Genomic DNA, 26675 nt, shown 5'->3' with positions numbered 1-26675 from the left:
TAGCCGTGTTCGGACCCCAGGTTCCCAGCGTCCCCGCGTCGGCCGTGCCCGACGACACCTACCTGCTCGACGTCCGCGAGGACGACGAGTGGAACGCCGGTCACGCGCCGGCTGCCCACCACCTGCCGATGATGGAGCTGCCCGCCCGGCTCGCCGAGGTGCCGAACGACCGGGAGGTCGCGGTGGTCTGCCGCTCCGGCGGCCGGTCCGCGCAGGTCGTCGCGTACCTGATGCGCAACGGCTGGGACCAGGTGCGCAACGTCGAGGGCGGGATGGGTGACTGGGCCGCGGCCGGCCGACCGGTGGTCACCGACGACGGGCAGCCGGGCCGGGTCGTCTAGGGGCCGACGGGCATGGGCGACCCTTTGGTCTTCGCGCACCGCGGCTCCTCGTACGACCTGCCCGAGCACACCCTTGCCGCGTACCTGCGCGCCCTCGACGAGGGCGCCGACGGCCTGGAGTGCGACGTCCGGCTGACCCGGGACGGGCACCTGGTCTGCGTGCACGACCGCCGGCTGGACCGGACCAGCAACGGCCACGGGCTGGTCAGCGCGCGTACCCTCGACGAGCTGGAGATGCTCGACTTCGGCTCCTGGCACCCGGGCGGGCTGCCCGCCGACGGCGACGAGCAGCTCGACGAGTCGCACACCCGGCTGCTCACCCTGGAACGGCTGCTCGACGCCGTGCTGGCCGCCGGCCGGCCGGTCCGGCTGCTGGTGGAGACGAAGCACCCGTCGCGGTACGGCGGGGACGTGGAACGCCGGCTGGTCACCCTGCTGCGCCGGTACGGCCTCGCCGACCCGCGGCCCGACGACCGGGTCCGCGTCACCGTGATGTCCTTCTCCCCGCTGGCTGTACGCCGGATCCGGGACCTCGCCCCCGCCCTGCCCACGGTGCTGCTGCTGGAGGTGCTGCCGCGCTGGCTGCGGCTGGGCCGGCTGCCGTTCGGCACCCGGATCGCCGGGCCGGGGATCGGGCTGGTCCGGGCCCGTCCGCAACTCGTCCCCGCGCTACGGGCGGCCGGCAACCAGGTGTACGTCTGGACGATCAACGAGCCCGACGACCTGGAGCTGGTCCTCGACGCCGATGTGGACGGGGTGATCACCGACCGTCCGGCCCGCGCGCTGGCCCGGCTCGGCCGTTGAGCCCGGGCCCGGCGGTCGGCGCGGGTCGACCGCCCGGGGGTGTCCCCGGACCGGTCGGCCGGGGCACACTCGGGACATGCCGGAGCGAACCGACTACACCGCCCTCATCGCCGGCCACACCACCGTGATCAGGATGATCAACGCCGGGGACTCCGGCCTGCCCGTCCTCACCCAACTGCTCCGGGTCGTCCAGCCGGCGATCGGCGCGGCCAGCCTCGCGTTCGTGGAGTTCGCCCCCACCGGCGGTCGGGTGATCGCCGCGACCGGCGCCGCCGAGTGGGCCATCGGCCGGCCGCTGCCGGCCGCCGACCCGGCCACCGTCTGCCTCCTCTCCGGCCCCCCGGTACGCCAGTTGCGGGTGGACCGGATCCCCGGCGCGCTCGCCGACGAGCTGGCCGACCGGGGCCTGCTGCGCATGATCGTGGCCCGCGCCGAGATCGGCGGCCTGACCGTGGGCAGCCTGCACGCCCTCTACCCGGACGGCGACCCGGAGGACACCTCCCAGCACGCCGTCCTCGGCTACATCGCCTCCTGCATCGCCCACATGTACGGCGACCAGACGGGCCTACCCGTGCACGGCGACGGCCCGGTGGTGGCCGCCCTCGCCGACGGGCTGGCGGTGGTGGACCGGGACCACCACGTCCGGCTCTGGAACCCGGCCGCCGCCCAGGTCACCGGCCGTCCGGCCGAGGAGGCGACGAGCCGTCCGCTGCCCTTCCCGCTGCCCCCACCGGGGCAGGTGCTCGACCACCGGCTGCCCGACGGCCGCTGGCTGCGGATCACCTCCGGGGAGCTGCCCGGCCCCGGCGTGCTGCGGGTGGTCACCTTCCGCGACATCACCGACCAGCAGCGGCGCGACCACGACCGGGACCTCTTCGTCGCGGTGACCAGCCACGAGCTGCGTACCCCGGTCACCGTGATCAAGGGGTACGCGGACACCCTCACCGATCACTGGGAGTCGCTGCACGACGACGACCGGCGGCAGGCTGCCCGGATCATCGGGCAGCGGGCCAACGAGCTGGCCCGGCTCGTCGACCGGCTGCTCTCCGCGGCCACCGACAGCCGGCCCGGCGGCGAGCCGGCCGCCCCCTTCGACCTCGCCGACGCCCTCCGCGCCGCGGTGCCCGACCTGCCGGCCGACGTCCGGCACCGGATCGTCCTCGACCTGCCGGACGACCTGCCCAAGGCGCTCGGCGACCGGCGCAGCCTGGCCACCGTGCTGACCGAGCTGAGCACCAACGCCGGGAAGTACTCGCTGCCGGACACCCCGATCGAGGTGGGCGCGTCGGCCAGCGACGGGACCGTCTCGTTCCGGGTCGCCGACCGGGGCATCGGCATCCGCCCCGAGCACGTGGAACGGGCGTTCGACCGGTTCTGGCAGGGCGAGTCCGGCGACCGGCGGCGCTATCCCGGGGCCGGGCTCGGCCTCTATCTCGTCCGGCAGATCGTTGAACAGCAGAATGGATGGGTATCCCTTCGACCGAGGGTCGGTGGCGGTACCGTCGCAGAGGTGCGGCTGCCGCGGGGATGATCCCGACGGGGGCGGGAAGGGACGACGGGTGTCGAGGGGCTCGGCCGAACGGTCATGGTGCGTGGTGGTGCCCCACCACGCCACCGGTGCGCGCCTGGCCCGACACCGGCTCGCCGACGAGCTGGCCGATGTCGTACCGCCGATCCTCCTCGCCGACCTGGTCGCGGTCCTCGCCGAACTGGTCGGCAACGCCGTCCGGCACGCCGACCCGCTGCCCGGCGGGGTGGTCCGGGTGGCCTGGCGGCTCCGGTCGACCGCCGACGGGCAGCGCGTCCAGCTCCGGGTCACCGACGGCGGTTCCGCGTCGGGCCCGCTGATGCGGGCGGCCGACCCGGACGCCGTCGACGGGCGCGGGCTGCACATCGTCTCCGGCCTGGCCAGCCGCTGGGGAGTCGACCGGGACGGCCTCGGCCAGAGCGTCTGGGCCGAGTTCGACCCGGTCGCGACGACCCGGTCGGACCTGGTCGTGGCCGGCTGAGCGGGCCTCGGGGGCGGGTCGTGACCATCCCGCGCCGGCCCGGCATCTAGGCTGTCTCGCCGTGAGCAAGCGTCGAAAGAGCCAGCGGGCCGCCGAAGCCACCCCCAAGCGGGAGAAGGTGCGCGACATCTTCGTGCCCCGCCCGTTCGAGGGGCTGGTGGACGAGCCGGAGTGGATCGCCCTGCGCGAGCTGGTCCCGGCCGCCTCCGCGCCGCTGCGGCTGACCCCCGAGCTGGTCGACGAGTACGGCGACCGCCCGGTCACCCTGGCCACCGTGCTGCCGATGGCCGCCCCGGCGATGACCAAGCCGGACGGGCGGGTCTTCGTCGGCCTCCAGCGGCACCAGCAGTCCGGCGACGTCTCCCGGGACCTGGCCGAGGCGCTGCTCTGCGCGCTGCGGACCGAGCCGGGCGGCCAGGTCACCGTGCCGCCGCTGCCCGGCCCGGGCCCGCGCCTCCAGGACATCCTGGTGGACGGTCCGCTGGAGATCACCATGCACGACGGCTTCGAGTTCTGGCTCGACCCGGGCGCGGCCGACGACCCGACCGTGCAGGCGTCCCTGGAACGCGCCAACGCGGCGGTCTACCCGACCGTCCGGCTGGCCGCGGCCCGCGCCGCTTACTGGTGCCAGGTGCCGGAGAAGGCCCACGTGCGCTGGGTGCTGCCGGACGACGAGGACGCCGCGCTGGACGCGCTGTCCCGGCTGAGCGTGGCCGGCACACTGACCCTCGGGGAGCACACCCGCTTCGCCGGCATGTTCCGGGCGCACGGCCGGCTGGCGCCGGTGTGGGACCTGCCGGAGGAGACCCCGGCGGCCGAGTGGGAGGCGCCGGTGGCCGCGTTCGCCGACCGGTACGCCGAGGCGCTCAAGGAGACCGAGCCGCTGGACGCGGCGGGCCGGCGGGCCCGGCACGGCCTGGTCGGCCGGCAGATCACCCTCCGCTGACCGGCTCCGTGGCGGGAGCGGTCTCAGAGCTGCACGGGTCGCAGCGGCTCGCGGACCAGCGGGCAGGACATGCAGCGCGGACCGCCCCGGCCGGAGCCCAGCTCCGAGCCGGCGATCGCGATGACCTCGATGCCGGCCCGCTCCAGCTGGGCGTTGGTCTCCACGTTGCGCTCGTAGCCGACGCAGAGCCGGGGCGCGAGGGCGAGGGTGTTGTTGCCGTCGTCCCACTGCTCCCGCTCGGCGGTGACCGGATCGAGGCCGGTGTCGATCACCCGGAGCTGGTCCAGGTCCATCGCGTCGGCGGCGGCGCGCAGGAACGGCGCCGGCCCGTCCACCCGCAGCTCGTCGCCGTCCGCGCCGGCGATCACCGTGTACGCCGACAGCGTGCTGGCGATGTTCGGGTACATCAGCACGGCGTCCACGTCGACCATGGTGCAGACGGTGTCCAGGTGCATGGTGGCCCGCTGCTGCGCGACCGGCACCACCAGGATGGTGTGCGCCAGGCCGGCGGCGAAGACCTGCCGGGCGAGACGTTCCGCCCCGGCCGGGGTGGTCCGCTCGCCCACCCCGACGGCGAGCACCCCCGGCGCCAGCAGCAGCACGTCGCCGCCCTCCAGGTGCTCCAGCTGCGGGTGGTAGACGAACTCGGTGCCGACGAAGCGCGGGTGGTACCGGTAGATGGCGTCGGTCAGCGTGGTCTCCCGCCGCCGGGCCGGCATGGCCAGGCTGGTCACCCCGACCCGGTCGCCGATCCACACCGAGGAGTCCCGGGTGAAGAGCAGGTTGGGCAGCGGGTCGATGACGAAGTCGTGCCGGTCCATCAGCGTCCACACCAGACCCCCCGGGCGGTCCGGGCCGACCCGCAGCTCCTCGTGGGCGAGCCCGGCGATGAACACGTCGGCGAGGGCGGCCGGATCGAGGTAGGTGAGGTGGTCGGCGACCCGGCGGCGGAGGGTGTCGCCGAGCCGGGGCGAGCGCAGCACCAGGTCGGCGAGTTCGGCCCGGGCGTCGGCCACGGCGAGCGTCTCGGCCAACAGGGTGGCGAGGTAGAGCACCTCGACGCCGCGTTCCCGCAGGGCGGCGGCGAAGGCGTCGTGCTCCTCCTGCGCCCGGCCCACCCATGGGATAGCGTCGAAGAGCAACGAGTCGTTGTTGCGGGGGGTGAGCCGGGCGAGTTCCGGCCCGGGGCGGTGCAGCAGCACGGTGCCGAGCGGGGCGACCTCGCTGTCCACGTAGTGGGTCACCTTCGCAGCGTAGGCCAGGCTTCCGCACCATCCTGAAAAGAAGTGTGAATGAATATGGCATTCATCCGCAGTCATTCCGGCGTTCCAACTTGCCCAACACCGGGGTCCGCAACGTAGGGTGATGGAGACATAACTTCGAGGGACCTTTTGCCGGAGGTCGCGATGACTGTCTTTCCCGCTCGTCAAGCCGTACCCACCCGGGCCCTGCCGCCCGTCGCGGTGCCACACCCCAGGGTCGAGCCCACCTCGGTGCTCGAACCGGCCCGACCGACTCCGCTGGAGTGGGCCCGCCGCCGTCGGGCCGAGCGGGGCGCCCGCCGGCTGGAGGCCGCCGGAGCCCGCGCCCTGGGCCAGCTCGACCACCTCGGTCCCGCCTGGCACGTCATCGAGTGGCCGCGTACGGACGTCATGGATGTCCTGCTCGACCATGACCGGGACGACCGGGCCGGCTTCCTGGCCATCGGCCCGAGCGGCCTCTTCGCGGTCACCATTGCCGACCACGGCCGCGCCCGGGTGCTCGTCGCCGGGGACGTCGTGCAGATCAACGGCAAGCGTCCGCCCTATGTGGCCGAGGCGCGCCGGGACGCGAAGCGGGCGAGCAAGGCGCTCTCCGAGGCGGTCGGCCTGCCGATCCCGGTGAGCCCGGTGCTGACCTTCGTCGGCTCCGGCGTGATCAGCGTGTACGGCCTGCCGAAGGATTGCCTGATGGCCACCCACCGGGAGCTGGACCGCCTCCTCGTCGCCGGGGGCAACCGGATCAGTCCGGCCACCGCCGAGAAGCTGTCCCGGGTCGCGCAGCACCCGAACACCTGGCTCAACGACACGTACCGTCCAGCAGCCGACTACCGGTGGTACGACGAGGGCCGAACGGCCGCTGACAAGCGGGCCGCCCACCGGTAACGTCACCGGCGACGCCACGCGGTCCGGGGACCTACCTCGGCAGTGCCGTCGGTCGGCGCCGTCGCCGGCCGCCCGGTCACCGGGCATCCGCCACACCGACGCCTGTCCCACGGCACCACCGGCGCCCTGGGCAGCCGAGGAGCGCCGAACGCCGGTGCATCCGAACGCGGTCAGGCGGCCGTCGGGGCGACCGGATAGCGTGGACAGACCGTCGGTGTACATAGGAGGCGCGGTGGCCCACGTCGAGCTCTCGCTCTCGGAAGTGTTCGCGCCGACCACGGAGACACCGACAGCGCAGGAGTCCGACAACTTCGGGCAGTGGTCGAGCATCGTCTCCCACGCCGCGGAGCCCTGCCTGCTGATCGACGCCGACACCACGGTGGTGGCCATCTCCTCGTCCGGGTGCGACCTGCTCTGCCTCGGCGCCCCCGAGGACGTGATCGACCGGCCGCTGCTGGACGGCGGCCTGCGCCTGGTCGACTTCACCGCCAACCGCAGCGAGCTGACCGAGCAGGAGACGGACAAGATCCCACCGCTGCTCGCCCTGCACTCCGGCCGGCTCGCCCGCGGACTGCTCCGGGTCCAGGGCCCCGGGGACGACGGGCCGGGCGTCACCGTCGACGCGATCTCCACGCCGGTGCTCACCGACGGCTCGGTCGCCGGCTCACTCACCTTCTTCTCCGCGGTCTGACCTGCGACAACGGGTGGTACTCGCCGCACCCGACGGTGCTGGGGCGGACCCTCGCCGAGGACGTATGGTGCCCTCATGCTCGATGTCGCTCTGTTGCCGGGCGGGTACGCCGTGTGCCGGTTGCCGGCGGGCTTCCGCCTCTGCCCGACCCTGTGGGGCGAACTGGGCGACCACGACGTGGTGACGGTGAGCTGGAGCGTCGACGGGATCTCCCTGATCTGCCCCGCCCGTCGGGTGCCGGAACAGGCGGTGGTGGAGACGGAGTGGCGGTGCCTGCGGATCGTCGGCCCGCTCGACCTGGCGGTCACCGGCACCCTCGCCGCGCTGGTCGACCCGCTGGCCCGGGCCCGGGTCAACGTGGTGGCTTTCTCCACCTACGACACCGACCACGTGCTGGTTCCCGCCGTGCGGCTGGCCGAGGCGACGACGGCGCTGGAGCGGGCGGGGCACCGCGTGCACAAGTGACCTTCACCCCGCCGCGCGATCCTCCTACGATGGGCTCGGCCACCCGGCCGAAACGATGTCCGTCGATATCAAGGATCGGACCGTGCCACCCATCGCACCCCGCCGCACCGCCCACCGGCGGCTGACCGTACCGGTCACGCTGCTCGCCCTGCTGTCCCTCACCGCCTGCGGCACCCCGCCCGAACTGCGCCGACCCGCCCAGCAGACGGCCACCGCCCCGACCGCCACCGGCACGCCCACCCCGACCACGGCGACCCCCGCGCCCACCCCGACGGCCCCGACCACACCCACCCCCACCCCCACCGGCAACGACCTGGTCGCCGTCCCCTGCCCCACCGGCCCGTCCAGGGACCGGGTGATCTCGCTGCTGCGCGGTGCCGCCGGGGTGCTGCCCCGGGACGTCCGGGTCCGGGTCCGAATCGGCCCGCTCTGCGCCGGGGACTGGCAGTACACCGTGCTCGACGTGACCGGGCACGAGGAGCTGCAGGTGGTCACCCGGGGCCGGCCGGGGGCGCTGGAGCTGGTCACCGCCGGCACGGATGTCTGCGGGGCGCAGGTACGCGCCGCCGGGCCGCCCGGCATCCGGACGTTGGCCTGCGACGGCACGCCAGGTGCGTAGGCTGGTCGCCATGCCCGGAACACCGCCGACCCGCTACGTCTACCTGGGGCCCGAGGGCACCTTCGCCGAGCAGGCGCTGCGTACCGTGCCCGCCGCCGAGCGGGGCAGCCGGACGCCGGCCCGCAGCGTCGGTGAGGCGCTGGACAGCGTACGGGCGGGGGACGCCGACGCCGCCCTGGTGCCGCTGGAGAACTCGATCGGCGGCGCGGTCGGGGTGACCCTCGACGAGATGGCCGAGGGCGAGCCGCTGGTGATCACCCGCGAGGTGATCCTGCCGGTGGAGTTCGTGCTGGCCGCCCGTCCGGGGGCGGCGCTCGCCTCGGTCGGCAGTGTGGCGGCGCACCCGCAGGCGTCGACCCAGTGCCGGGGCTGGCTCCGGGACCACCTGCCCGACGCGACCGTGGTCGACGTGCTCTCCAACGGCGCCGCCGCGGCGGGTGCGGCCACCGGCGAGTACGACGCGGCCATCTGCGCCCCGATCGGGGCGGCCCGGCACCGGCTGACCGTGCTGGCGGACAAGATCGCCGACCACCCGGACGCGGTCACCCGGTTCGCACTGGTGTCCCGCCCCGGCCCGCCGCCGCCGCCGACCGGGGACGACGTCACCTCGCTGGCCATCTACATCGCCCATGACCGGGTGGGCGCGCTGCTGTCGGTGCTGATGGAACTCGCCGTCCGGGGGGTCAACCTGACCCGGATCGAGTCCCGACCCACCGGCGAGGCGCTCGGCCGGTACGTCTTCTTCCTCGACTGCGCCGGCCACGTCGCCGACGTCCGGCTCGGCGAGGCGTTGCAGGGCCTGCGCCGGGTCTGCGCCGACGTGCGCTTCCTCGGGTCGTACCCCCGGCACCGCTGGAGCCCGGCGGCGGCCGAACGGCCGGTCCCCGCACCGGCCGGCCTCTCCGACGCCGACTACGCCGACGCGGCGGCCTGGCTGGCCCGGCTGCGCGCCGGCGAGCTGAACTGACGGTGCGGGGACGACCGGACTGGGCGTCCCCGCACCCGACGGTCACTGCAGCAGGCCGCCGAGCAGACCGCCCTGCTGCTGCTGGGCACCGCTGCCGTGCACCGGCGGCTCCTCGGAGGGCTGCACCACCACGAAGCCCTGACCGGCGAAGCTCATGGTGAACGCCTCACCGGTGCTGCGGCCCAGCAGCGTGCCCAGGCCGAGCTGCTCCGCCCGGTGGTAGCCGGTCTGCAGGTTGGCCGACCAGCAGACCGCCGCCTGCGGGTCCACGTAGGTCGGCTGGTCCACGTTGAGCACCACCGGGGTGCCCTTGGTGGTGATCGCGATCCGGCCATGGCCGGTGAAGACGCAGTTGAACAGGCCGGACGAGGACGCCATGCCGGCGCCGCCGACCATCTTGATGTCGTACTGGAGGGTGGAGTCGAAGGCGAGCACGCTGGACCCGTTGATCGACAGGGCGTCGCCCGGCTCCAGGTCGATGATGTGCACGTCCTTGGCCAGCTCGGCGAGGAAGACGTCGCCCCGGCCGGCGAGCTTCATCAGCGGGACACCCTCGCCGGTCAGGCGCTGCTTGATGAACTTGCCGATGCCGCCGGAGCCCAGGGCCTGGAACTGCACCTGCCCCTGGTACGCGACCATCGACCCGACCCGGGCCATCGCCTCGCCGTTCAGCTCGATCTTCAGCATCTTGGAGTTCTGCAGCCGCATGCCCGGCTGCTGGGACTCCTTCTCAAGGTTCTCCGCGGAGAACAGCGCGCTGCGCATGGGTCTTCCTCCTGCATCGGGGTATCTCTCCCGCAGGCTAGGTGACCCGCGCAACGGCCGGCATCGGCCGAGCGGGGTGGGGCGGCCAGCCCGGTCAGCCCCAACCGAGCGCGTGCAACCGGGCGTCGTCGATGCCGAAGTGGTGGGCGATCTCGTGCACCACGGTCACCGCCACCTCGTCGACGACGTCCTCCTCCGTGTCGCAGATCCGCAGGATCGGCCGCCGGTAGATGAGGATGCGGTCCGGCAGGACGCCGGAGTAGTCCCAACCCCGGTTGGTGAGCGCGTGCCCCTCGTAGAGCCCGAGCAGGTGCTCGCCCGGCGGCGGGTCGTCCTCGACCAGGATGACCACGTTGCTCATCAACCCGAGCAGCTCCTCGGGCACCTCGTCGAGGGCCTCGCCGACCAGCTCCTCGAACCGCTCACGGCTCATCTCGACCGGCACGCCGCCCATTGTGCCCGACCGGGACCCACGCCGCGCCGCCCGCAGCCCTGGATGGGCGGAACGCCGGAGGCCCGGCCGGGCGGACCCGGCCGGGCGCCGGGTCGCCTCGGGTCAGGAGGCGAGGCGGGCGGTGAGGCTGATCTGCGCGCCCGGCGAGAGCAGCCGCGAGATCGGGCAGTTCTCCTTGGCGGCCTCGGCCAGCTTGGTGAACTGGGCCTCGTCCATGCCCGGGACCTGGCCGACCGTCTCCAGGTCGATCCGGGTCACGGTCATGCCCGCGTCGGTCTTGTCGAAGTGGACCTTGGCGGTGGTCTCCACCGAGGTGTCGGTCGCGCCCGCGTCGGCGAGCTGCTTCGACAGGGCCATCGAGAAGCAGCCGGCGTGCGCGGCGCCGATCAGCTCCTCCGGGTTGGTCCCCTCGCCCTCCTCGAAGCGCGACTTGAACGAGTAGTTCCCGGTCAGCCCGCCCTTGCGGGTGCGGACGGTCCCGGCACCCTCGGTGAGGTTGCCCTGCCAACGTGCGGATGCGGTACGGATAGGCATGCCCCGACGCTAATCGAAACCGGGCTGCCCCGCACCGAGCAGCGCGGACGAGGCGCGGGGCCAGGCGGCCCGACTCGCGGTACCCGACCGCCCCGTGCCGGCTGTGTCATGATTCGGCGCAGGCCCGCGCGCGGAAGGGTGGCCGATGTCCCAGGATCTCCCCATCCCCAGGCAGGACAACCGGTCCGACGGGACGACCGTCGTGGAGTGGGGCGACGGGGAACCCGCGCCGCCCGGCCGGGTCGGCCGCTCCCTGGCCGGCCTGGGGCGGGACCGCCGGCTGCCGCTGGTGCTGGCCGGCCTCGGCGCGGTGGCCGCGGTCGCCTCGCTGATCGGCGAGTGGCTGGTGATGACCGTGCCGAACGGCGGCCCGGAGGGGACCACCTTGATCCGGGTCCCCGGCGGGGTGGCCGACGTGGACGGCTTCGGGGTCGGCTACCTGGTCGGGCTGTTCGGCCTCGCCGGCGCGGTGGCGCTGGCCCTGCGCGGCACCGCCGCGGTCCGGCCCAACGCCCGGGTGGCCGGTCTCGGCCTCGCGCTGGCGATCCTCGCCGTACTGACCGCGACCGCGTTCTCCCTCGACCACTCGGGCCAGCGGACGCTCTTCTACTCCTCGGAGGCGGGGTTCCAGGTCGACTACGGCCGGGGCCTGGTCACCGCGTTTTTGGCCACCGTCCTGCTCGGGGCTGCGCTGTACCTGTCCGGCCGGACCGTGCCCCCGCCGGCCGCCGCCGGGTCCGGGGCGGAGCCGGAGCCCGGGTCGTCCGGCCGGGGTCGCCGCCGGCAGCGGACGGACGACCTCCCGCCCGCGCCGGCCGACCTGACGGTCCAGCCCACCGTGCCGTTCGCCCGCCCCGAACCCCCGGCCTGAGCCGCCCGCCTTCGCCACCGCCCCCGAGCCCCGGGCCGCCGGCTGAGTGCCGGCGAGGCCCGCGGGCGGGATCGTCGGACCGTCACCGCACGGTCGCCGTGGGTTGGCGCCCGATTCGCCGGGAAGCCATGGATGCGACCTGTTCCGCGAGGTACGGTTGCTGCCCGCCGTTCGAGGGCCGAGGCACCGACGACCAGGACGGCTGGCGTGACGGCGGCGGGCGAAGGAGGAACCATGACCCGCCCGGGACTGCCCAAGCTGATCGCCACCGACCTCGACGGGACGCTCGTCCGCAGCGACGACACCGTCTCCGCGTACACCCATGAGGTGCTCGACCGGGTGCGGGCCGCCGGGATCCCGGTGGTCGGCGCGACCGGTCGCGGGCCACGGCTGACCGAGCTGACCCGCAACGACATCCGCGCGGCCGACTTCCTGGTGATGGCCGGCGGGGGACGGGTGGTCGACCAGAGCGACCCGGCCGGCCCCGTGGTGCTGCGCGACGAACGCCTCCCCGGTGCGGTGCTCGCCCGGCTCCTCACCGACCTGGAGGCGGTGGTCGGCCCGCTCACCGTCATGGTCGAGGCCTCCGACGAGCACGACGCCCCGCTCTGGGGCGACTACCACCCGAGCTGGCCCTACCCGGACCGCTTCGAGGCGCGCAGCCGCGCGGAGTGCGTCTCGTCCGACGTGATCAAGGCGTTCGCCCGAACCGCCGACCACCACGTCGACGAACTGCTGGCCGCGGCCCGCCGGATCGTCCCGCCGGAGACGGCCACGCTCACCCAGGCGGGGCTCGGCTTCATCGAGATCTGCCCACCCGGGGTGGACAAGTCGACCGGCCTCAGCGTGGTCGCGCAGACCCTCGGGGTCGACCCCGCCGAGGTGCTGGTCTTCGGCGACATGCCCAACGACCTGCCGATGTTCGCCTGGGCGGGGTGGGCGCGGGTGGCCGTCGCCAACGCCCACCCGGAGGTTCGCGCCGCCGCCGACGAGGTGACCCTGCGCAACGACGACGACGGCGTTGCGGTCTACCTGGACCGACTACTGTCCCGGTGATGGGAGAGGCACCTCGGCTGGTCGCGACGGACATCGACGGCACCCTGCTCCGGGACGACCGGACGCTCAGCCCGCACACCGCCGAGGTGCTGGCCCGGATCTCCGCCGCGGGCACGCCGGTCGTGCTGGTCACCGGCCGGCCCATCCGCTGGCTCCAGCTCGTGTACGACCAGCTCGCCGAGCCGCTCCCGGCGATCTGCGCGAACGGCGCGGTGGTGTACGACCCGGTCACCGACGAGGTGCTGCGGGCCGACCCGCTCGCCCCGGAGCTGCTGGCGGAGGTGGCCCGGCGGCTGCGGGCCGAGGTGCCCGGGGTGAGCTTCGCGGTCGAGATCGTGGACAGCCGGCAGATGCGCCACGAGGCGCACTACCCGCTGCGCTGGGACGCCGACCACGACGCCATCCGGGCCGTCGAGTCCCCCGAGGAGCTGCTGTCGGTGCCGGCGGTCAAGCTGCTGGCCCGGGCCGGCGAGCAGGACCCGGACGCGTTCGTCCAACTGGTGGCGGGGTCGCTGGCCGGGCTGGCCGAGGCGACCCACTCGTCGTACAGCGGGTTGGTGGAGATCTCCGCCGCCGGGGTGACCAAGGCGGCCGGTCTGGCCTGGTACTGCGCCCGGCTCGGCATCGACGAACGGGACGTGCTGGCCTTCGGCGACATGCCGAACGACCTGCCGATGCTGACCTGGGCCGGCCGGGCCGTGGCCGTCGCCAACGCGCACCCCGCCGTCCTGGAGATCGCCGACGAGGTGACGGCGGCGAACTCGGCGGACGGCGTGGCCGCGTACCTGGAGAACGTCTTCGGGGTGGGCTGAGCGGTCCGGACGCCCGCGTGCGCGCGGCGCCCGGCCCCGGTCAGAGGTACTGGCCGGTGCTGTGCCCCTCGCCGCCCTGCGGCTGGCCCATGCCGGGCATCCCCGGCATGATCCCGTTGGGGCCGCTGGGCAGCGCCTGCCGGCCGGAGCGCATCTGCTCCAGCTGCACCCGGGCTGCCATCTGCTGGGCGACCAGAGCCGCCTGGATGCCGTGGAAGAGCCCCTCCAGCCAGCCGACCAGCTGGGCGTGGGCGATCCGCAGCTCGCTCTCGCTGGGTGCCTTCTCCTCGGTGAAGGGCAGCGAGATCCGCTCCAGCTCCTCGCGCAGCTCGGGGGCGAGTCCCTCCTTCAGCTCGACGATCGAACGCTCGTGGATCTCGCGCATCCGGTGCCGGCTGGCGTCGTCGAGAGGAGCGGACTTGACCTCCTCCAGCAGCTGCTTGATCATGCTGCCGATCCGCATCACCTTGGCCGGCTGCTCGACCAGGCGGGTGGGGTCCTCGCCCTGCCCCTCCTCGGTCTGCATGGCGCCGACCGGCCGGCCGTCCGGGCCGACCACCACCACGGTGCCGGGGATGCCGTCGTGGCCCGGCTCGTCATTCTGTCCAGCTGAGCGCGCATCGGTCATGGGTCCCATCTTTACCCAGCGCCCGCCACCCACACGCGGCGGGACCGGGTCCCGGGCCGAAACGACCCACCCGGGCGCGCTACCGTCGCGCTCATGTCCGCAGACCCGCGCGCCGTGCTGACCCGGCCCGCCCCGCCGCCGGACGCCACGGTCGCCTACGGCGACCACCCCGAACAGGTCGCCGACCTGCGCCGGCCCGCCGGCGACGGCCCGCCCCGACCGCTGGTCGTCGTGGTGCACGGCGGGTTCTGGCGGGCGGAGTACGACCGGAGCCACACCGGCCCGATGGCCGCGGCGCTCGCCGCGCTCGGCCACCCGGTCGCCCAGGTCGAGTACCGGCGCACCGGCCAGCCCGACGGGGGCTGGCCGCACACGCTGACCGACGTGCTGGCCGGGGTGGCCGCGCTGCCCGGGCTGGCCGCCGCCGCGCTGCCGGGCCGGGTGGCTGCCGTGCCGCCGATCCTGGTGGGTCACTCGGCCGGCGGTCACCTGGCGCTCTACGTCGCGGCGCGCGCGCCGGAGACGGTCGGTGGGGTGCTGGCGCTGGCCCCGGTCGCCGACCTCGCCGAGGCGTACCGGCTGGACCTGGACTCCGGGGCGGTGGCCGCGCTGCTCGGCGGCGGCCCGACGGAGGTGCCCGACCGGTACGCGGCGGCCGATCCATCGGCGTTGGTGTCGGTCCGGGTACGGAGCGTAGTCGTGCACGGCGGACAGGACCGCCAGGTGCCGGTCGTCATGAGCCGCTCCTGGGTCGCCTCGGCCCGGGCCGCCGGCTCCCCCGCCACCCTCGTCGAGCTGCCCGAATGCGAGCATTTCGGGCTGATCACGCCGGACTCGGCGGCCTGGCCCCGGGTGGTCGACGCGTTGCGGTCCCTGCACGATGATCTTCAGGGCATTGACGCAGCGTCGCCAAGCAGGTAGAACGCCGAAGGGGCGGTAAGCCCCTGCAACGTTTTTTCGGAAGGAAATCGGTGTCACAGATGAACCGCAGGCAGGCTCTTCAACTGCTGGCCGCGCTCGGTACCAGCGGACTGGCGGCCGGCTGCGGCTCCGACGCCGAGGACTCGGCCGCCGGCTCCGGCAGCCCGATCAAGATCGGGCTCATCGTGCCCGGCACCGGCGCCAACAAGGCGATCGGCGACGAGATCACCAACGGCTTCCAGCTCTTCCTGGGCCTCAACAACCAGCGCCTCGGCGGCCACCCGACGACCCTGATCTCCGCCGAGGAGGGTGAGAACGCCAAGAGCGGGCAGGCTGCCGTCGACCGACTGCTCTCCGAGGGCGTCCTCGCGCTCACCGGGGTGGTCAGCTCCGCCGTCATGCTCGGCATCCGGGACAGCGTCGAGCAGGCCCGAGTGCCGCTGATCGGCTCGAACGCCTCCCCGACCAGCCTGCAGAGCGTCGTCTACATCTGGCGCACCTCGTACGTGCTCGACGAACCCGGCCGGGCCCTCGGCCAGTACCTCAACGAGACCCTGCCCGCCACCAGCCGGATCGCCATCATCGCCCCGCAGAACGGGAGCAGCCGGGACGTCATCGACGGCTTCCGGAAGGGCTACGAAGTGAACAACCGCCGCATCGACGACGCCCCGATCTTCACCGCCGACGTCGCCAACCCGGGCAGGGGGGTGTACACCGACGCGATCCGCCGGGCCATGGACCACCGGCCCGACGTCATCTTCTGCCACTACGCCGGCCCGGCCGCCGTCCAGTTCATCAAGCAGATCTACGACGAGGGCTACCGTGGCAAGATCTACGCCCCCGGCTTCCTCACCGAGGGCACGGTCCTCGGCAACCTGGAAACCGAGGACAGGTCGATCGAGGCGTACGGCATCGAGACCGCACTCAACTACTCGGCCGACCTGAACAACCCGGCCAACCGGGTGTTCGCCTCGGCGTACCGCAAGACGTACCAGACCTCCCCGACCACCTACGCGATGGCCTCGTACGACGCCGCCCAGGTGCTCGACAAGGCGATCCGGCTGGTCGGCGGGGCCCCCACGCCGCAGCAGGTCAACCTGGCGCTGGGCAAGATCGGCCAGATCGACAGCCCGCGTGGGCCCTGGCAGTTCAACCAGCCGCGCACCCCGCAGCAGAAGTGGTACCTGCGCCGCGTGCAGCGCGACGGTCAGCTGCTCTCCAACGTCGTGATCAACGAGCTGGCCACGCTCGGCTGAGCCGCCGCCCCGTACGCCGACGGGCCGGTCTCCCCTGCGGGAGGCCGGCCCGTCGTTCGGGTGGGACCCGAGGGTCAGTGGCGCAGCTCGGCGATGCAGCACTTCACGCTGCCGCCGCCCTTCTTCAGCTCGGCCAGCTCCACCGGGACCGGGGTGTAGCCGGCCGCCTTGAGCTTGCCCGCCAGCCGGGTCGCCTCGCTGTTCAGCACCACGTTCGCGCCGTCGCTGACCAGGTTCAGGCCGAAGGCCAGGGCGTCCTCGTCGTCCGCGAGCACCGCGTCCGGGAAGAGCTGGGCGAGCACCTTCTGGCTGGCCGCCGAGAAGGCGCCCGGGTAGTAGACGACGTTGGTGTCGTCGATCGACGCGAGCGCCACGTCCAGGTGGTAGAAGCGCGGGTCGACCAGGCGCAGCGAGATCACCGGGCGGCCGAGCGCCTCCTGCGCCTCGGCGTGCGCCGGCAGCTCGGTGCGGAAGCCGTGGCCGGCGAGGATCAGACCGCCGTGCGCCTCCGGCAGGTACGCGAAGTCGCCCTCGCCCTCGTTGGTCTCGCTCGGCGCGATGAACCGCCAGCCCTGCGACTCGTAGAACGCCCGGTGCGCGGCGGCCTCGGCGGCCCGCTGCTCGTGCTTGAACTGGGCGCCGTAGACCGTACCGTCCACCACGAAGGCGCCGTTGGCCGCGAAGACCATGTCGGGCAGCCCCGCCTCGGGGGCGAGCAGGTGCACCTCATGGCCAAGGCCGGCGAGCGTCTCGCGCAGGCGGTCCCACTGCTTGACCGCCAGCTCCGCGTCGACCGGCGCGGTCACGTCCATCCACGGGTTGATGGCGTACTCGACCGCGAAGTGCTCGGGCGAGCACATGAGATATGTCCGCTTTCGCGGGACTCGCTGCTGGTTCACGGTCACCAAGAGTAGGTACGGTACAACTTTGGTAACAGCCACAACCATTGCTTCCCAGAGGCGGAACGTTGCAGATCGACGCCGTAGACCAGCGAATCATTGCGTTGCTCGTGGCGGACGCCCGCGCGTCGTACGCGGACATCGGCACCCGGGTGTCACTCTCCGCCCCCGCCGTCAAGCGACGCGTCGATCGACTCCGATCGGCCGGGGTGATCCGCGGGTTCACCGCGGTCGTCGACCCGGCCGCCGTCGGCTGGACGACCGAGGCCTTCGTCGAGCTGTTCTGCGCGGGCCGGACCACCCCGGCGCAGATCGGGGCGGCCGCCCGCCGGCACCCGGAGGTGGTCGGCGCGTACACCGTCTCCGGGGAGGCGGACGCGCTGGTACACCTGCGGGCCGCCGACATCGCCCACCTGGAGGAGGCGTTGGAACGGCTGCGCGCCGAGTCCTTCGTGACGTCCTCCCGGAGCACCATCGTGCTGTCCCGGCTGGTCGAGTCGCCCGGCGTCGGCCCCTCCGGCGGCTGACCCGTCCCCCGCCGCCTCCGCCCTTCCTCGGCGGCGCTCCCGTTCCCGGCGGCGCTCCCGTTCCCGGCGGCGCTCCCGTTCCCGGCTCGGCCCGCCGGGCGGGCCGGGAACCGGGCGGCGGGGGGCGGCGTCCAACGGTGCATGAGACCGGCGACCGCCTATGCCACGACCGGGGGCCTGCTCGCCCTGAGCCTGCTCGCCGGAAGCGCCGTCGCGCCCCGGGCGGCGGTGCCCGGGCCGACGCCACCCGCGGCCGCACCCCGGCTCGTCGGGTACGACTCCTGCGCGGAGGCGCTGGCCGGGCTGCGCGCCGCCGCCACCGCCGCCGTCGGACCGTGGGGCTTCGAGTCGGGCTGGCGTACCGGGTTCGCCGGTGACGCGGTGATGCCTGCCGGCGCCGCAGCGCGGCCCCAGGCAGCGCCGGCGGGCGACAGCAGGGCGACCGGGTCGAAGGCGCCGGAACATTCCGCCACCAACAGCCACGAACCGGGGGCGGACGAGCCGGACCTGGTGAAGACCGACGGCCGGCGGATCGTCGTGGCCAGCCAGGGGATGCTGCGGGTGGTCGACCCGGCCACCCGCAGGGTCACCGGGCAGCTCGACCTCTCCACCGGGGATTCGGGCCGCCGCTGGTGGTCGGAGAGCAGCCTGCTGCTGCACGGGGACCGGGCGCTGGTGCTGGTCCGACCGGCCGGCCCGGAGGCGCTGCCGGCGGCCGACCCCCCGACCGACCCGGACCGACCCGAGCGGCCGACCGACCCCGGCCGGCCGGCCCGCCCCGCCGGGCCGCGCCTGCTCCTGGTCGACCTGGCCGGGCGGCCCGCGGTCGTCGGGGAGTACCGGATCGAGGGGAGCCTGCTGGACGCGCGCCAGACCGGCGCGACCGTCCGGGTCGTGGTCCGCTCGCAACCCCGGATCTCCTTCCCGTACGACGAGCGGCGCACCGACGCCGAGCGGACCGCCGCCAACCGGGCGGTGATCGCCAGGGCCGGCCTGGACGCCTGGCTGCCCCGCTACGAGTGGACGGCCGGCGGGGAACGCCACACCGGTCGGGTCGGCTGCGACCGACTGAGCCGCCCGACCGCCAGCACCGGCACCGCCCTGCTGAGTGTGCTCAGCTTCGACCTCGCCACCGGCCGGCTGGGCGACGGCGACCCGGTCAGCGTCGCCTCGGACGCCGACACCGTCTACGGCACCGCCGACAGCCTCTACCTCGCCGGCGTGAGCGACACGGGCCGGCGACCCGGCCGGGGCGAGCCGCGACGGCCGGATCCGGAGCGCACCGACATCTACCGGTTCGACACCAGCGGCCCGGGCCGGCCCCGGTACGTCGCCGCCGGCAGCGTCCCCGGATCACTGCTCAACCAGTACGCCCTCTCCGAATGGCAGGGCCACCTGCGGGTGGCGACCACCCACGTCGGGTCGGGGGGCCGAACGGAGTCGGCCGTGTACGTGCTCGCCCGGCAGGGCGACCGGCTGACCGAGTCCGGCCGGGTTGACGGCCTCGGCCGGGGCGAACGGATCTACTCGGTGCGCTTCCTCGGCGGCACCGGCTACGTGGTGACCTTCCGACAGACCGACCCGCTCTACGCGCTCGACCTGACCGACCCGACCGCGCCGCGACGTACCGGCGAACTCAAGATCAACGGCTGGTCGGCGTACCTGCATCCGGTACCGGGCGACCGCCTGCTCGGCGTCGGCCAGGAGGCGGACGACCGGGGGCGGGCACAGGGACTCCAGGTCTCGCTCTTCGACGTCCACGACCCGGCCCGACCCGCCCGGCTGGCCCGCCACCACGTGCCAGGCGGCGGCTCGGCGGCGGAGTTCGACCCGCACGCGTTCCTGTTCGACCCGGCCACCGGCCTGGTCGCGATGCCGCTGTTCACCGGCGGCGTCCGCCTGCTCACCGTGACCGACCGGGGGATCACCGACATCGGCACGGTCACCCAGCCGCAGCACGGCGCCGCCAGCCGGTCCCTGCTGGTCGACGGCCGACTCTGGACCGTCTCCGAGACCGGGCTGGCGGTCGTCGACCCGGCCACGGCGCACAACCTCGCCTGGCTGCCCTGGACCTGACATCTCCCTCCCCCGGCGGGTGGGAGCCGGGAGCCCCACCGGCTACCGGCCCCCACCCGCCGACCAGCCCGGCCGGTCACCCCGTACCGGTCACGGCCCGCCGGGCGCCGCCGGTCGGCTCACCCCGGCCGGGCCCCAGTTGCCGGGCGCCGGGCGCCGGGCCTCGGTTGCCGGTCATGGTGCCGGTCGTCGGGCGCCGGGCGTCGGGCGCCGGTTGACCTCAACGTCGGTTGAGGTTGTTCAGTGTGGGTAGGACTGCGGAAGGGGAGCCGTGCGGGCGGTGTGGTTGCGGGAGTTCGGGGGTCCGGAGGTGCTGGTGCCGGGGCCCGCGCCGGATCCGGTGCCCGGACCGGGGCAGGTGCTGATCGAGGTGGCCCACGCCAACCTGACCTTCGTGGAGACCACGTTCCGGGCGACCGGCTTCGGGCCGTTCCGCGCCACGCCGCCGCTGGTCCCCGGCAACGGGGTCGGCGGCGTGATCGCCGCCGTCGGCCCCGGCGTCGACCCGGCGCTGGTCGGACGGCGGGTGGTCAGCGGGACCGGCGGCTCGGGCGGCTACGCCGAGCGCGTGGTGGTGGACCGGGACCTTCCCGTCGAGGTGCCCGCCGGGCTGCCGCTGGACGAGGCGGTCGCGGTGCTCGCCGACGGTCGTACCGCGATCATGCTGGCGGATGCGGCGCGACTGCGGCCCGGCGACCGGGTGTTGGTCGAGGCGGCGGCAGGCGGGGTCGGCATCCTGCTGACGCAGCTCGTGGCCGCGGCCGGCGTGCGGGTGGTCGCCGCCGCCGGGGGCACCCGGAAGGTCGCCCTGCTGCGCGAGCGCGGCCTGGACGTGGTGGTGGACTACCGGCAGCCGAACTGGACCGACCGGGTTCGGGCCACCGGTGGCGTGGACGTGGTCTTCGACGGTGTCGGCGGCCCGCTGGCCCGGGCCGCGTTCGACCTGCTGGAGGCGGGCGGGCGGATGCTGAGCTTCGGGCTGGCGAGCGGCGCCTGGGCCGAACTCCCAGCCGGCCTCGTGGCGGCCCGGGGAGTGACCCTGCTCCGCCCGGCCGCCGACCCGGCGGCGCTGCGCCGGTTCACCGAGCAGGCTCTGGCCGAGACGGCCGCCGGACGGCTGCGACCGCTGATCGGCCAGCGCTTCCCGCTGGAGCGGGCGGCCGAGGCGCACGCCGCGATGGAGTCCCGCGCCACCGTGGGCAAGACCCTCCTCGACGTCCACTGACCCGCCCACGCCCGTCGAGATCCGCGCACTTTCCCGGGAAGGTGGCCTCCGCACGCGGAATGGCCACTCATTCCGGGAAAGTTGAGGCCTCGGCGGGGAGCTGGGGCCTCGGCGGGGACCTGGGGGCTCGTCGGCGGGGGGGACGGGCGGGGCGTCAGAGGTACATGCCGGTGCGGTGCTCACCCTGCGTGCGGGACGGCTTGTCCCCTTCGCCGAAGAAGCGCTTGCCGCCGAACTCGCCGTGCAGCCGGTCGTCCAACTCGTCGGCCAGCCCGGTCATCACCTGAACGGCGAGCATCAGATGGGTGGCCTGGAAGTTCCGGCCGAAGACCGGGATCGAGGCCCAGACCGTGTCGTCGGCGCAGTAGAGCCGCCCGATCGGCATCCGGTTGGTCAGCTCGGAGAGCTTCACGTAGAGGCGTTCGGTCGGCTCGACCTCGGTGAGCACCGGGGAGAAGACGTCGACCAGGGGCGGGTTGTCGCGTACCCGGACGAAGACCATGGCCGAGCCGGCCCGGATGTTGATGTCGCCGTCCGAGTCGACCTGCAACTGGTCGGACGACGACTTCAGCATGGTGGAGACGACGGTACGGACCCGATCCTCCAGCGCCAGCACGTCGTTCTCGCCGGCCTGCGCGGCGGCCGCGGCGACCAGCGCCTCGTCGAGGTCGGACTCGACGTCGCGGTCCGGACCGAACTCGCTCCGCGCGGTGCCCATGGGCTCCATCGGCAGCGGCTCCCCCTCGGCGTCGTGCACGAGGTAGACGAGGAAGGCGGGGTGCGGCGCGCCGTAGACGTCGCGGAGGGTGCGGGAGAGCACCGCCGCGAGGCGGGTGGACTCGGAGACGGCGCAGTCCAGGCCGAACTGCTCGCCGGAGCCCTCGACCACGCCGGGCGGCGACCAGCCGAGCGCGATCATGTCGGCCACGGCGGCCCGGTCCAGCCGGTAGCCCTGCGGCAGGGTGGCGTTGCCGACCGCCCGCGCGGCGAGCCTGCCCTCCGCGCCGACGTCCACGCTGATCGAGTAGACGGCGTCTCCGGTGCCGGAGGCGGTGGGGTCGAGGGTCAGCTCCACGTGCGCGCCGGTGGGCAGGGCGCGCAGCCGGTCGGCCAGCGCGCGGGCGAACTCCCGCCAGGCCTCGGTCACCTTCGCCCGCAGGTCGGCAGTGGTCGGCTCGTCCAGCAGGATCGACTCGTACTGCTCCGGCGCACCGCCGGCCGCGTCATCCGCCGGCACCGAGGGGTGGTCTGCCGTCATGATCGCCTCCGTCCGTCATGGTCACCCTACCCACGGACGGTGAGCGCCGAATCAGGCCGACCCGGATCGGACAGCGGGCGGGGCCGACGAACTCGACCGGCTTTTCGGCCGGGCCGGTGCCGTCCAGCTCGACCGGCTATTCGGCCGGGCCGGTGCCGTCCAGCTCGACCGGCTATTCGGCCGGGCCGGTGCCGTCCAGCTCGACCGGCCAGGTGGCGGCCAGCTCGCTGAGCCGCGACGCCGCCCCGGCGGCGTCGGCGCCGCGCCCCACGGCGAGCCCCAGCAGGTACGCGGAGACCGGCGCGCCCGGACGCAGCACCTGGTGGGCCACGTCCTTGGCCAGGTCGAGCACGACCGGCACCGGCACCTGAGCCGGGTCGAGGCCCAGCTCGGCGCAGGCCGCCGTGACCCAGTCGTCCATCACCGTCATCGTGTCCACTCCTCGGCCCGGCGTACGTCCTCGTCAGTGTCGCAGTCGAACCAGGGCGGCGGGCCGGAGCCGGACCAGGCCACCTCCCGCACCGTCAGGCCGGCCAGCACCGCCCGCACCGGGGCCCCGTCGAGCGTGCCGCCCCGCTGCGCGGCGAGCCGGTCCAGGGCGGCCCGCAGCGCGGCGACCCGCCACACGCCGCAGAGCTGCTGCCGGCGACCATCCCCGTCGACGTAGCAGGCCCCGTCGGCCGTCGACCCGTCGAGCTGCCGCAGCAGGTCGTCCACCGCCCCGGCGGTGAGCAGCGGCAGGTCGGCGGCGAGCAGGGCGACGGTGGCCGTACCCGGGTCGAGCAGGGCGAGCCCGGCCCGCGTGGCGGCGGCCGGGCCGCCACCCGGCGGCTCCTCCCGGGTCACCCGCACGTCGGGCGGGACGCGGCCGGCCGCCCCGACCACGATCCGCGGCTCGGCCGCGGCGACCGCCGCCAGCACCCGGTGCAGCATCGGCCGGCCGCCGACCGGGAGGGCGGGCTTGTCCACCCCGCCCATCCGGCGGGCCGCGCCCCCTGCGAGCAGCACCGCCGCGTACGCCCTCACCCGGCCACCGTAACCCGGTCCCGCGTGACGCTGCCCACGGCCACCTGGCGGGCTGGCGAACCTGATCCACGGGTGCGGCAGCCGGCCGGGTCCGAGCAGGCGGTCACCGCCGTTCGCCGCGACCGGCCGGCATCACGCGGTCGCGGCGATCCCCGCCGCCGGGCGTGGATGCGTGGTCACCGCCGTTCGCCGCGGCCGAGGTGGATCACGTGGGGTCGCGTCGCCGTGCGGTGCGGCGGCCGGACGGGGCAGGATGGCGGAATGGGACGGGCGACTGATCGGCGCGGGGTTCTCCGGATCGACCTCGACGCGGTGGCGGACGGACGCGCCCGGGTACGCCGCCCGGACACCCTGGCGGTCGAGGAGCCGCTGGAGATCCGGGTGGGCCCGGGTGGGCCCGGCCGGCGGCGTCCGCTCGCGGTGACCATGCGTACCCCCGGCGACGACCTGGACCTGGCGATCGGTTTCCTGCTCACCGAAGGGCTGATCCGGTCCACCGAAGACGTGCACACCGCCCAGCTCTGCGCCGGGCCGGAGACGCCGAACACCTACAACGTGGTCGACGTGGTGCTGGCCCCGGGTGTGCCGGAGCCGATCACCGACCCCTCCCGCAACTTCTACACGACCAGCTCGTGCGGGGTCTGCGGCAAGGCGAGCATCGACGCCATCCGGACCCGTTCGACCTTCACCATCCGGGACGACCCGATGACCGTGCCGGCGGAGGTGCTGGCCGCCCTCCCGGACCGCCTCCGCTCGGCCCAGCGCGCCTTCGACCGGACCGGCGGCCTGCACGCGGCCGGCCTCTTCACCCCGGACGGGGAACTGGTCGTGCTGCGCGAGGACGTGGGTCGGCACAACGCGGTGGACAAAGTGGTCGGCTGGGCGGTGCGGGAGCAACGGTTGCCGCTGGCCGGGCACCTGCTGCTGGTCTCCGGCCGGGCCAGCTTCGAGCTGACCCAGAAGGCGTGGATGGCCGGCGTACCGCTGCTCGCGGCGGTCTCCGCGCCCAGCACCCTCGCCACCGAGCTGGCCGAGGAGGCCGGCATGACCCTGGTCGGCTTCCTGCGCGGGCGGACCATGAACGTCTACGCCGGCGTTAAGCGGATCACCGGGTAAGGCCGCGCGAACGCGCTACTCCTCGTCGGCCAGCTCCGGCCGGTGCTCGCGTATCCATCGTTCGACATCCTCCGCGAGCCACACGTTCCCCTGCTGCAGCTCGGCCACTGGAATCGGGAACGAGCGGTGCGACGTGATCGCGTAGACGCGCTGGCGGCTGATCCCGCCAAGCCGCATCCGGATCTCGTGCGCGCCCATCAGCTTCACAAGCTGACCGTAGGCACCCGTCAGCGGGTCACGGAGCAAGATGCTTTGCGCCGTTGACTTACGCTCTTGTCATACGTCAACATACTGCCATGGGTAAACAAGCAGCTACGGAGCGAATACCGTCGAACCTCGTCCACAGGCGTCCGCACTGGTGGTCCCGGTACTGTGTGTGCGGCCTGCGGTGGCCCTGCCCAGACAGACGCTACCGGCCCGCCCCGGCCGAACCGCCGAACCGCGCCCGCTGGATCGACAACACCCAGACCGTTGCCTTCCCACAGGTGGGCCGGGCGGGCTGGCTGACCCCCGCTCAGGCCTGGCGGGCGAACGGCGGTCGTTGGTGAGTCGCCCATCCCGCCCCCACCTGCCGATGCGCCCGCTATGGATGTGCCGCAACTGCGGCCAACCCTGGCCGTGCGGCTCGGCCCGACTGTCGCTGCTCGCCGAGTACGAGGGCAATCGGGCAGCCCTGATCCTGTATCTGTCTGCTCAGTTGGCCGAGGCCCGCGATCAGCTCGGGCAGCTTGGCGACAACATCTCACCCGCCGATCTCACGGACCGCTTCATCGGATGGGCCCGTTCGCGCGCCTAATACGGCAGCCGCCGTTTGAGATTGTCGCGGGTCGGTTCGGGGTGGACGAGGTGCGGCCACCGCATGATCGTCTGTCTTTTATGGACAAAAACTGAAATCTGGCGGTGGCCATGTGCCACAGCGTAGGCCTTGCCGGATGGCGGGGGTCCTGGCCGAGGTGCCCGGATCATTCGCGGGCCGGTTCGGGCGAGTCGAGCCGCGCCGCGCGGCGGCGGCGTTCGTGACCGGGCTGCGGTCGGAGCTCGAGTTCGCCCTGTGCCGGTGCAGGTCTGGGGAGGGCGAGCAGCACGACCACGCCGGCCAGGCAGTAGGCCCCGCCTTGCGTGACGATGACCGGCAGGATCCCGATGCGTTCACCGAGGGTGCCCGCCGCGATCGTGCCGAGCAGCATTGCCGCGCCGTTCACGGCGGCCGTCGCCCCGAACACCCGGCCGCGGTGGTTATCGGTTGTCGCGTTCTGAAAGACCGCCATGCCGCCCGCTGTCAGGAACGCGGCCGGCAGCCCGACGAGCGCGATGAGTACCGGCGCGGGCCAGAGCACGTGCGTGGCCAGCGGATACAGGAACAGCACCAGGTCCAGTGCGCCGAATACGACCGTTCCCCAGCCGAACATCGTTCGCGGCGCGAAATGGTGCCCGATCACCGTCGCGGTAAGGCCACCCACGATGCCGCCGACCGCCTGGGCCGCCATGATCACACCGAATGCGCGGGCGTCGCCGCCCAGCACGTCGCGCACGAACGGCGCCATCAGCGTTCCCATGATCGCTTCGCCGATGCCCGTGATGACGGTGAACGCCAGGAAGACCTGCAGGACCCGGCTGGAAAGCGCGATGCGCATGCCTTCGGCCCATTCCCGCAGCACGTGCGGACGCGTCGCCGAGCCGGATCGACGCCGGACGCTGATCAGCCACAGCAGCCCGGCCGCGAGCGCGAACGTCACCATGTCCACGAGGCTCAGCAGGGCGATGCCACCGACTGCCGCGATCACCCCACCCAGCGCGGCGCCGACCAGGCGGGCGACGTCGCGGGCCTGGCCGTTGAGCGAGTTGACCGTGACGAGGTGGTCGGCCGCCACCAGGGACGGCACGAGCGCGGCCTCGGCCGAGGTGAAGAACGGCGCGATGCAGCTCTGCACCGCGATCACCAGGTAAACCAGCCAGACCTGCCCGGCGTGCTGCACCGCGAGCAGCGGGAGCAGGGCCACGACCATCAGCACGTTGGTGACGACCATGGTGCGGCGGCGGTCCCACCGATCGGCGTAGACGCCCGCGATTGATCCGAGCGCGATCTGCGGGAGCAGCGAGGCCAGGACCGAGCCTGCGGATGCGAGCGTGGACCCGGTCAAGACATAGATCTGGTAGGCGAGCCCGGTCCGCAGGATCCAGTCACCGGTAAGCGAGATCAGGTTCGCGGCGAGCAGCAGCCGCAGGTCGCCGTTGCCAGCGAGGATCCGCCAGAGCCGTCGCACG

General features: G+C 73.9%; 30 protein-coding genes. 19 read left to right on the top strand and 11 right to left on the bottom strand.

Annotation, left to right across the window (positions count from 1 at the left end; all coding sequences use genetic code 11):
* Nucleotides 1-5: 5 nt before the first annotated feature.
* The 5 genes from OG799_RS29425 (at nt 6) to OG799_RS29405 (ending at nt 4100) form a co-directional block, all read left to right on the top strand.
* Nucleotides 6-341: a rhodanese-like domain-containing protein gene (locus tag OG799_RS29425; protein WP_406039641.1), complete on the top strand. Its 336-nt coding sequence runs from the start codon at nt 6-8 to the stop codon at nt 339-341.
* A 12-nt stretch (nt 342-353) separates the two neighbouring features.
* Nucleotides 354-1145, top strand: coding sequence for a glycerophosphodiester phosphodiesterase (locus tag OG799_RS29420; protein WP_406039639.1), 792 nt, complete (start codon nt 354-356; stop codon nt 1143-1145).
* A gap of 76 nt (nt 1146-1221) precedes the next feature.
* Complete coding sequence (locus OG799_RS29415; protein ID WP_406039637.1) at nt 1222-2676, top strand: ATP-binding protein; 1455 nt, start codon at nt 1222-1224, stop codon at nt 2674-2676.
* 61 nt (nt 2677-2737) lie between these two features.
* Nucleotides 2738-3154 carry an ATP-binding protein gene (locus OG799_RS29410; protein ID WP_406046444.1) on the top strand — a complete coding sequence of 139 codons (417 nt, stop codon included), beginning with the start codon at nt 2738-2740 and terminating at the stop codon, nt 3152-3154.
* Between the two features lie 61 nt (nt 3155-3215).
* A complete protein-coding gene (locus tag OG799_RS29405) occupies nt 3216-4100 on the top strand; it encodes a DUF5926 family protein (RefSeq protein ID WP_406039635.1) in 885 nt (294 codons plus the stop codon).
* Nucleotides 4101-4123: 23 nt separating this feature from the next.
* Here OG799_RS29405 and OG799_RS29400 read toward each other — a convergent pair whose 3' ends face one another.
* The gene (locus OG799_RS29400) at nt 4124-5344 is read right to left on the bottom strand and encodes an arginine deiminase (protein ID WP_406039633.1); all 1221 of its coding nucleotides are present in this window, start codon (nt 5342-5344) and stop codon (nt 4124-4126) included.
* Between the two features lie 162 nt (nt 5345-5506).
* On the opposite strand from OG799_RS29400, the gene OG799_RS29395 reads away from it, so the two are divergent.
* The 5 genes from OG799_RS29395 (at nt 5507) to pheA (ending at nt 8986) form a co-directional block, all read left to right on the top strand.
* Nucleotides 5507-6244: a hypothetical protein gene (locus tag OG799_RS29395; protein WP_406039631.1), complete on the top strand. Its 738-nt coding sequence runs from the start codon at nt 5507-5509 to the stop codon at nt 6242-6244.
* 232 nt (nt 6245-6476) lie between these two features.
* Nucleotides 6477-6935, top strand: coding sequence for a PAS domain-containing protein (locus OG799_RS29390; RefSeq protein ID WP_406039629.1), 459 nt, complete (start codon nt 6477-6479; stop codon nt 6933-6935).
* Nucleotides 6936-7010: 75 nt separating this feature from the next.
* Nucleotides 7011-7400, top strand: coding sequence for an ACT domain-containing protein (locus tag OG799_RS29385; protein WP_406039627.1), 390 nt, complete (start codon nt 7011-7013; stop codon nt 7398-7400).
* Nucleotides 7401-7521: 121 nt separating this feature from the next.
* The gene (locus OG799_RS29380) at nt 7522-8019 is read left to right on the top strand and encodes a hypothetical protein (RefSeq protein WP_406046443.1); all 498 of its coding nucleotides are present in this window, start codon (nt 7522-7524) and stop codon (nt 8017-8019) included.
* 10 nt (nt 8020-8029) lie between these two features.
* Complete coding sequence (gene pheA / locus OG799_RS29375) at nt 8030-8986, top strand: prephenate dehydratase (protein ID WP_406039625.1); 957 nt, start codon at nt 8030-8032, stop codon at nt 8984-8986.
* A 42-nt stretch (nt 8987-9028) separates the two neighbouring features.
* Here the strand turns inward: pheA and OG799_RS29370 are convergent, their stop codons facing one another.
* The 3 genes from OG799_RS29370 to OG799_RS29360 all read right to left on the bottom strand — a co-directional run bounded on the left by OG799_RS29370 (nt 9029) and on the right by OG799_RS29360 (nt 10739).
* The gene (locus OG799_RS29370) at nt 9029-9751 is read right to left on the bottom strand and encodes an AIM24 family protein (RefSeq protein WP_406039623.1); all 723 of its coding nucleotides are present in this window, start codon (nt 9749-9751) and stop codon (nt 9029-9031) included.
* 94 nt (nt 9752-9845) lie between these two features.
* On the bottom strand, nt 9846-10205 hold the full coding sequence (locus OG799_RS29365; protein ID WP_406039621.1) for a metallopeptidase family protein: 360 nt from the start codon (nt 10203-10205) through the stop codon (nt 9846-9848).
* 102 nt (nt 10206-10307) lie between these two features.
* Nucleotides 10308-10739, bottom strand: a complete 432-nt coding sequence (locus OG799_RS29360) for an OsmC family protein (protein WP_406039619.1) — start codon at nt 10737-10739, stop codon at nt 10308-10310.
* A 145-nt stretch (nt 10740-10884) separates the two neighbouring features.
* Between OG799_RS29360 and OG799_RS29355 the strand changes: the two genes are divergently transcribed.
* The 3 genes from OG799_RS29355 to OG799_RS29345 all read left to right on the top strand — a co-directional run bounded on the left by OG799_RS29355 (nt 10885) and on the right by OG799_RS29345 (nt 13478).
* Nucleotides 10885-11610 carry a hypothetical protein gene (locus OG799_RS29355; RefSeq protein WP_406039617.1) on the top strand — a complete coding sequence of 242 codons (726 nt, stop codon included), beginning with the start codon at nt 10885-10887 and terminating at the stop codon, nt 11608-11610.
* 234 nt (nt 11611-11844) lie between these two features.
* The gene (locus tag OG799_RS29350) at nt 11845-12666 is read left to right on the top strand and encodes an HAD family hydrolase (RefSeq protein ID WP_406039615.1); all 822 of its coding nucleotides are present in this window, start codon (nt 11845-11847) and stop codon (nt 12664-12666) included.
* Entirely contained in the window at nt 12666-13478 is an 813-nt protein-coding gene (locus OG799_RS29345; protein WP_406039613.1) for an HAD family hydrolase, read from the top strand. Before OG799_RS29350 ends, OG799_RS29345 begins: the two co-directional genes overlap by 1 nt.
* 40 nt (nt 13479-13518) lie before the next feature.
* Here OG799_RS29345 and OG799_RS29340 read toward each other — a convergent pair whose 3' ends face one another.
* Nucleotides 13519-14115, bottom strand: coding sequence for a bacterial proteasome activator family protein (locus tag OG799_RS29340; RefSeq protein ID WP_406039611.1), 597 nt, complete (start codon nt 14113-14115; stop codon nt 13519-13521).
* A gap of 84 nt (nt 14116-14199) precedes the next feature.
* Here OG799_RS29340 and OG799_RS29335 point away from each other — a divergent pair, with 84 nt between their 5' ends.
* Entirely contained in the window at nt 14200-15027 is an 828-nt protein-coding gene (locus OG799_RS29335) for an alpha/beta hydrolase family protein (protein ID WP_406039609.1), read from the top strand.
* 50 nt (nt 15028-15077) lie between these two features.
* Nucleotides 15078-16283 carry an ABC transporter substrate-binding protein gene (locus tag OG799_RS29330; RefSeq protein ID WP_406039607.1) on the top strand — a complete coding sequence of 402 codons (1206 nt, stop codon included), beginning with the start codon at nt 15078-15080 and terminating at the stop codon, nt 16281-16283.
* 74 nt (nt 16284-16357) lie between these two features.
* Here OG799_RS29330 and ddaH read toward each other — a convergent pair whose 3' ends face one another.
* Entirely contained in the window at nt 16358-17191 is an 834-nt protein-coding gene (gene ddaH / locus OG799_RS29325; protein WP_406039605.1) for a dimethylargininase, read from the bottom strand.
* A 59-nt stretch (nt 17192-17250) separates the two neighbouring features.
* Between ddaH and OG799_RS29320 the strand changes: the two genes are divergently transcribed.
* The 3 genes from OG799_RS29320 to OG799_RS29310 all read left to right on the top strand — a co-directional run bounded on the left by OG799_RS29320 (nt 17251) and on the right by OG799_RS29310 (nt 21010).
* A complete protein-coding gene (locus tag OG799_RS29320; protein ID WP_109800426.1) occupies nt 17251-17709 on the top strand; it encodes an Lrp/AsnC family transcriptional regulator in 459 nt (152 codons plus the stop codon).
* A gap of 141 nt (nt 17710-17850) precedes the next feature.
* On the top strand, nt 17851-19785 hold the full coding sequence (locus OG799_RS29315; RefSeq protein ID WP_406039603.1) for a beta-propeller domain-containing protein: 1935 nt from the start codon (nt 17851-17853) through the stop codon (nt 19783-19785).
* Between the two features lie 271 nt (nt 19786-20056).
* Nucleotides 20057-21010, top strand: a complete 954-nt coding sequence (locus tag OG799_RS29310) for a zinc-binding dehydrogenase (protein WP_406039601.1) — start codon at nt 20057-20059, stop codon at nt 21008-21010.
* 154 nt (nt 21011-21164) lie between these two features.
* On the opposite strand, the gene OG799_RS29305 is transcribed toward OG799_RS29310, so the two are convergent.
* The 3 genes from OG799_RS29305 to OG799_RS29295 form a co-directional block, all read right to left on the bottom strand.
* Nucleotides 21165-22268: a T3SS (YopN, CesT) and YbjN peptide-binding chaperone 1 gene (locus OG799_RS29305; protein WP_406039599.1), complete on the bottom strand. Its 1104-nt coding sequence runs from the start codon at nt 22266-22268 to the stop codon at nt 21165-21167.
* A 172-nt stretch (nt 22269-22440) separates the two neighbouring features.
* Nucleotides 22441-22698, bottom strand: a complete 258-nt coding sequence (locus OG799_RS29300; protein WP_406039597.1) for a DUF6457 domain-containing protein — start codon at nt 22696-22698, stop codon at nt 22441-22443.
* The gene (locus tag OG799_RS29295) at nt 22695-23294 is read right to left on the bottom strand and encodes a molybdenum cofactor guanylyltransferase (protein ID WP_406039595.1); all 600 of its coding nucleotides are present in this window, start codon (nt 23292-23294) and stop codon (nt 22695-22697) included. The genes OG799_RS29300 and OG799_RS29295 overlap by 4 nt, the downstream gene beginning before the upstream one ends.
* Nucleotides 23295-23555: 261 nt before the next feature.
* Between OG799_RS29295 and fdhD the strand changes: the two genes are divergently transcribed.
* Nucleotides 23556-24410: a formate dehydrogenase accessory sulfurtransferase FdhD gene (gene fdhD, locus OG799_RS29290; RefSeq protein ID WP_406039593.1), complete on the top strand. Its 855-nt coding sequence runs from the start codon at nt 23556-23558 to the stop codon at nt 24408-24410.
* A 15-nt stretch (nt 24411-24425) separates the two neighbouring features.
* Here the strand turns inward: fdhD and OG799_RS29285 are convergent, their stop codons facing one another.
* Complete coding sequence (locus OG799_RS29285) at nt 24426-24608, bottom strand: hypothetical protein (RefSeq protein ID WP_406046442.1); 183 nt, start codon at nt 24606-24608, stop codon at nt 24426-24428.
* A gap of 764 nt (nt 24609-25372) precedes the next feature.
* Nucleotides 25373-26674, bottom strand: coding sequence for an MFS transporter (locus OG799_RS29280; RefSeq protein WP_406039591.1), 1302 nt, complete (start codon nt 26672-26674; stop codon nt 25373-25375).
* Between the last annotated feature and the right edge of the window lies 1 nt (nt 26675).

This window comes from Micromonospora sp. NBC_00898 (assembly GCF_045207895.1).
Lineage (GTDB): Bacteria > Actinomycetota > Actinomycetes > Mycobacteriales > Micromonosporaceae > Micromonospora.
Note: the sequence above shows the minus strand (reverse complement) of the source record. Positions and strands in the feature narration are given on the sequence as shown.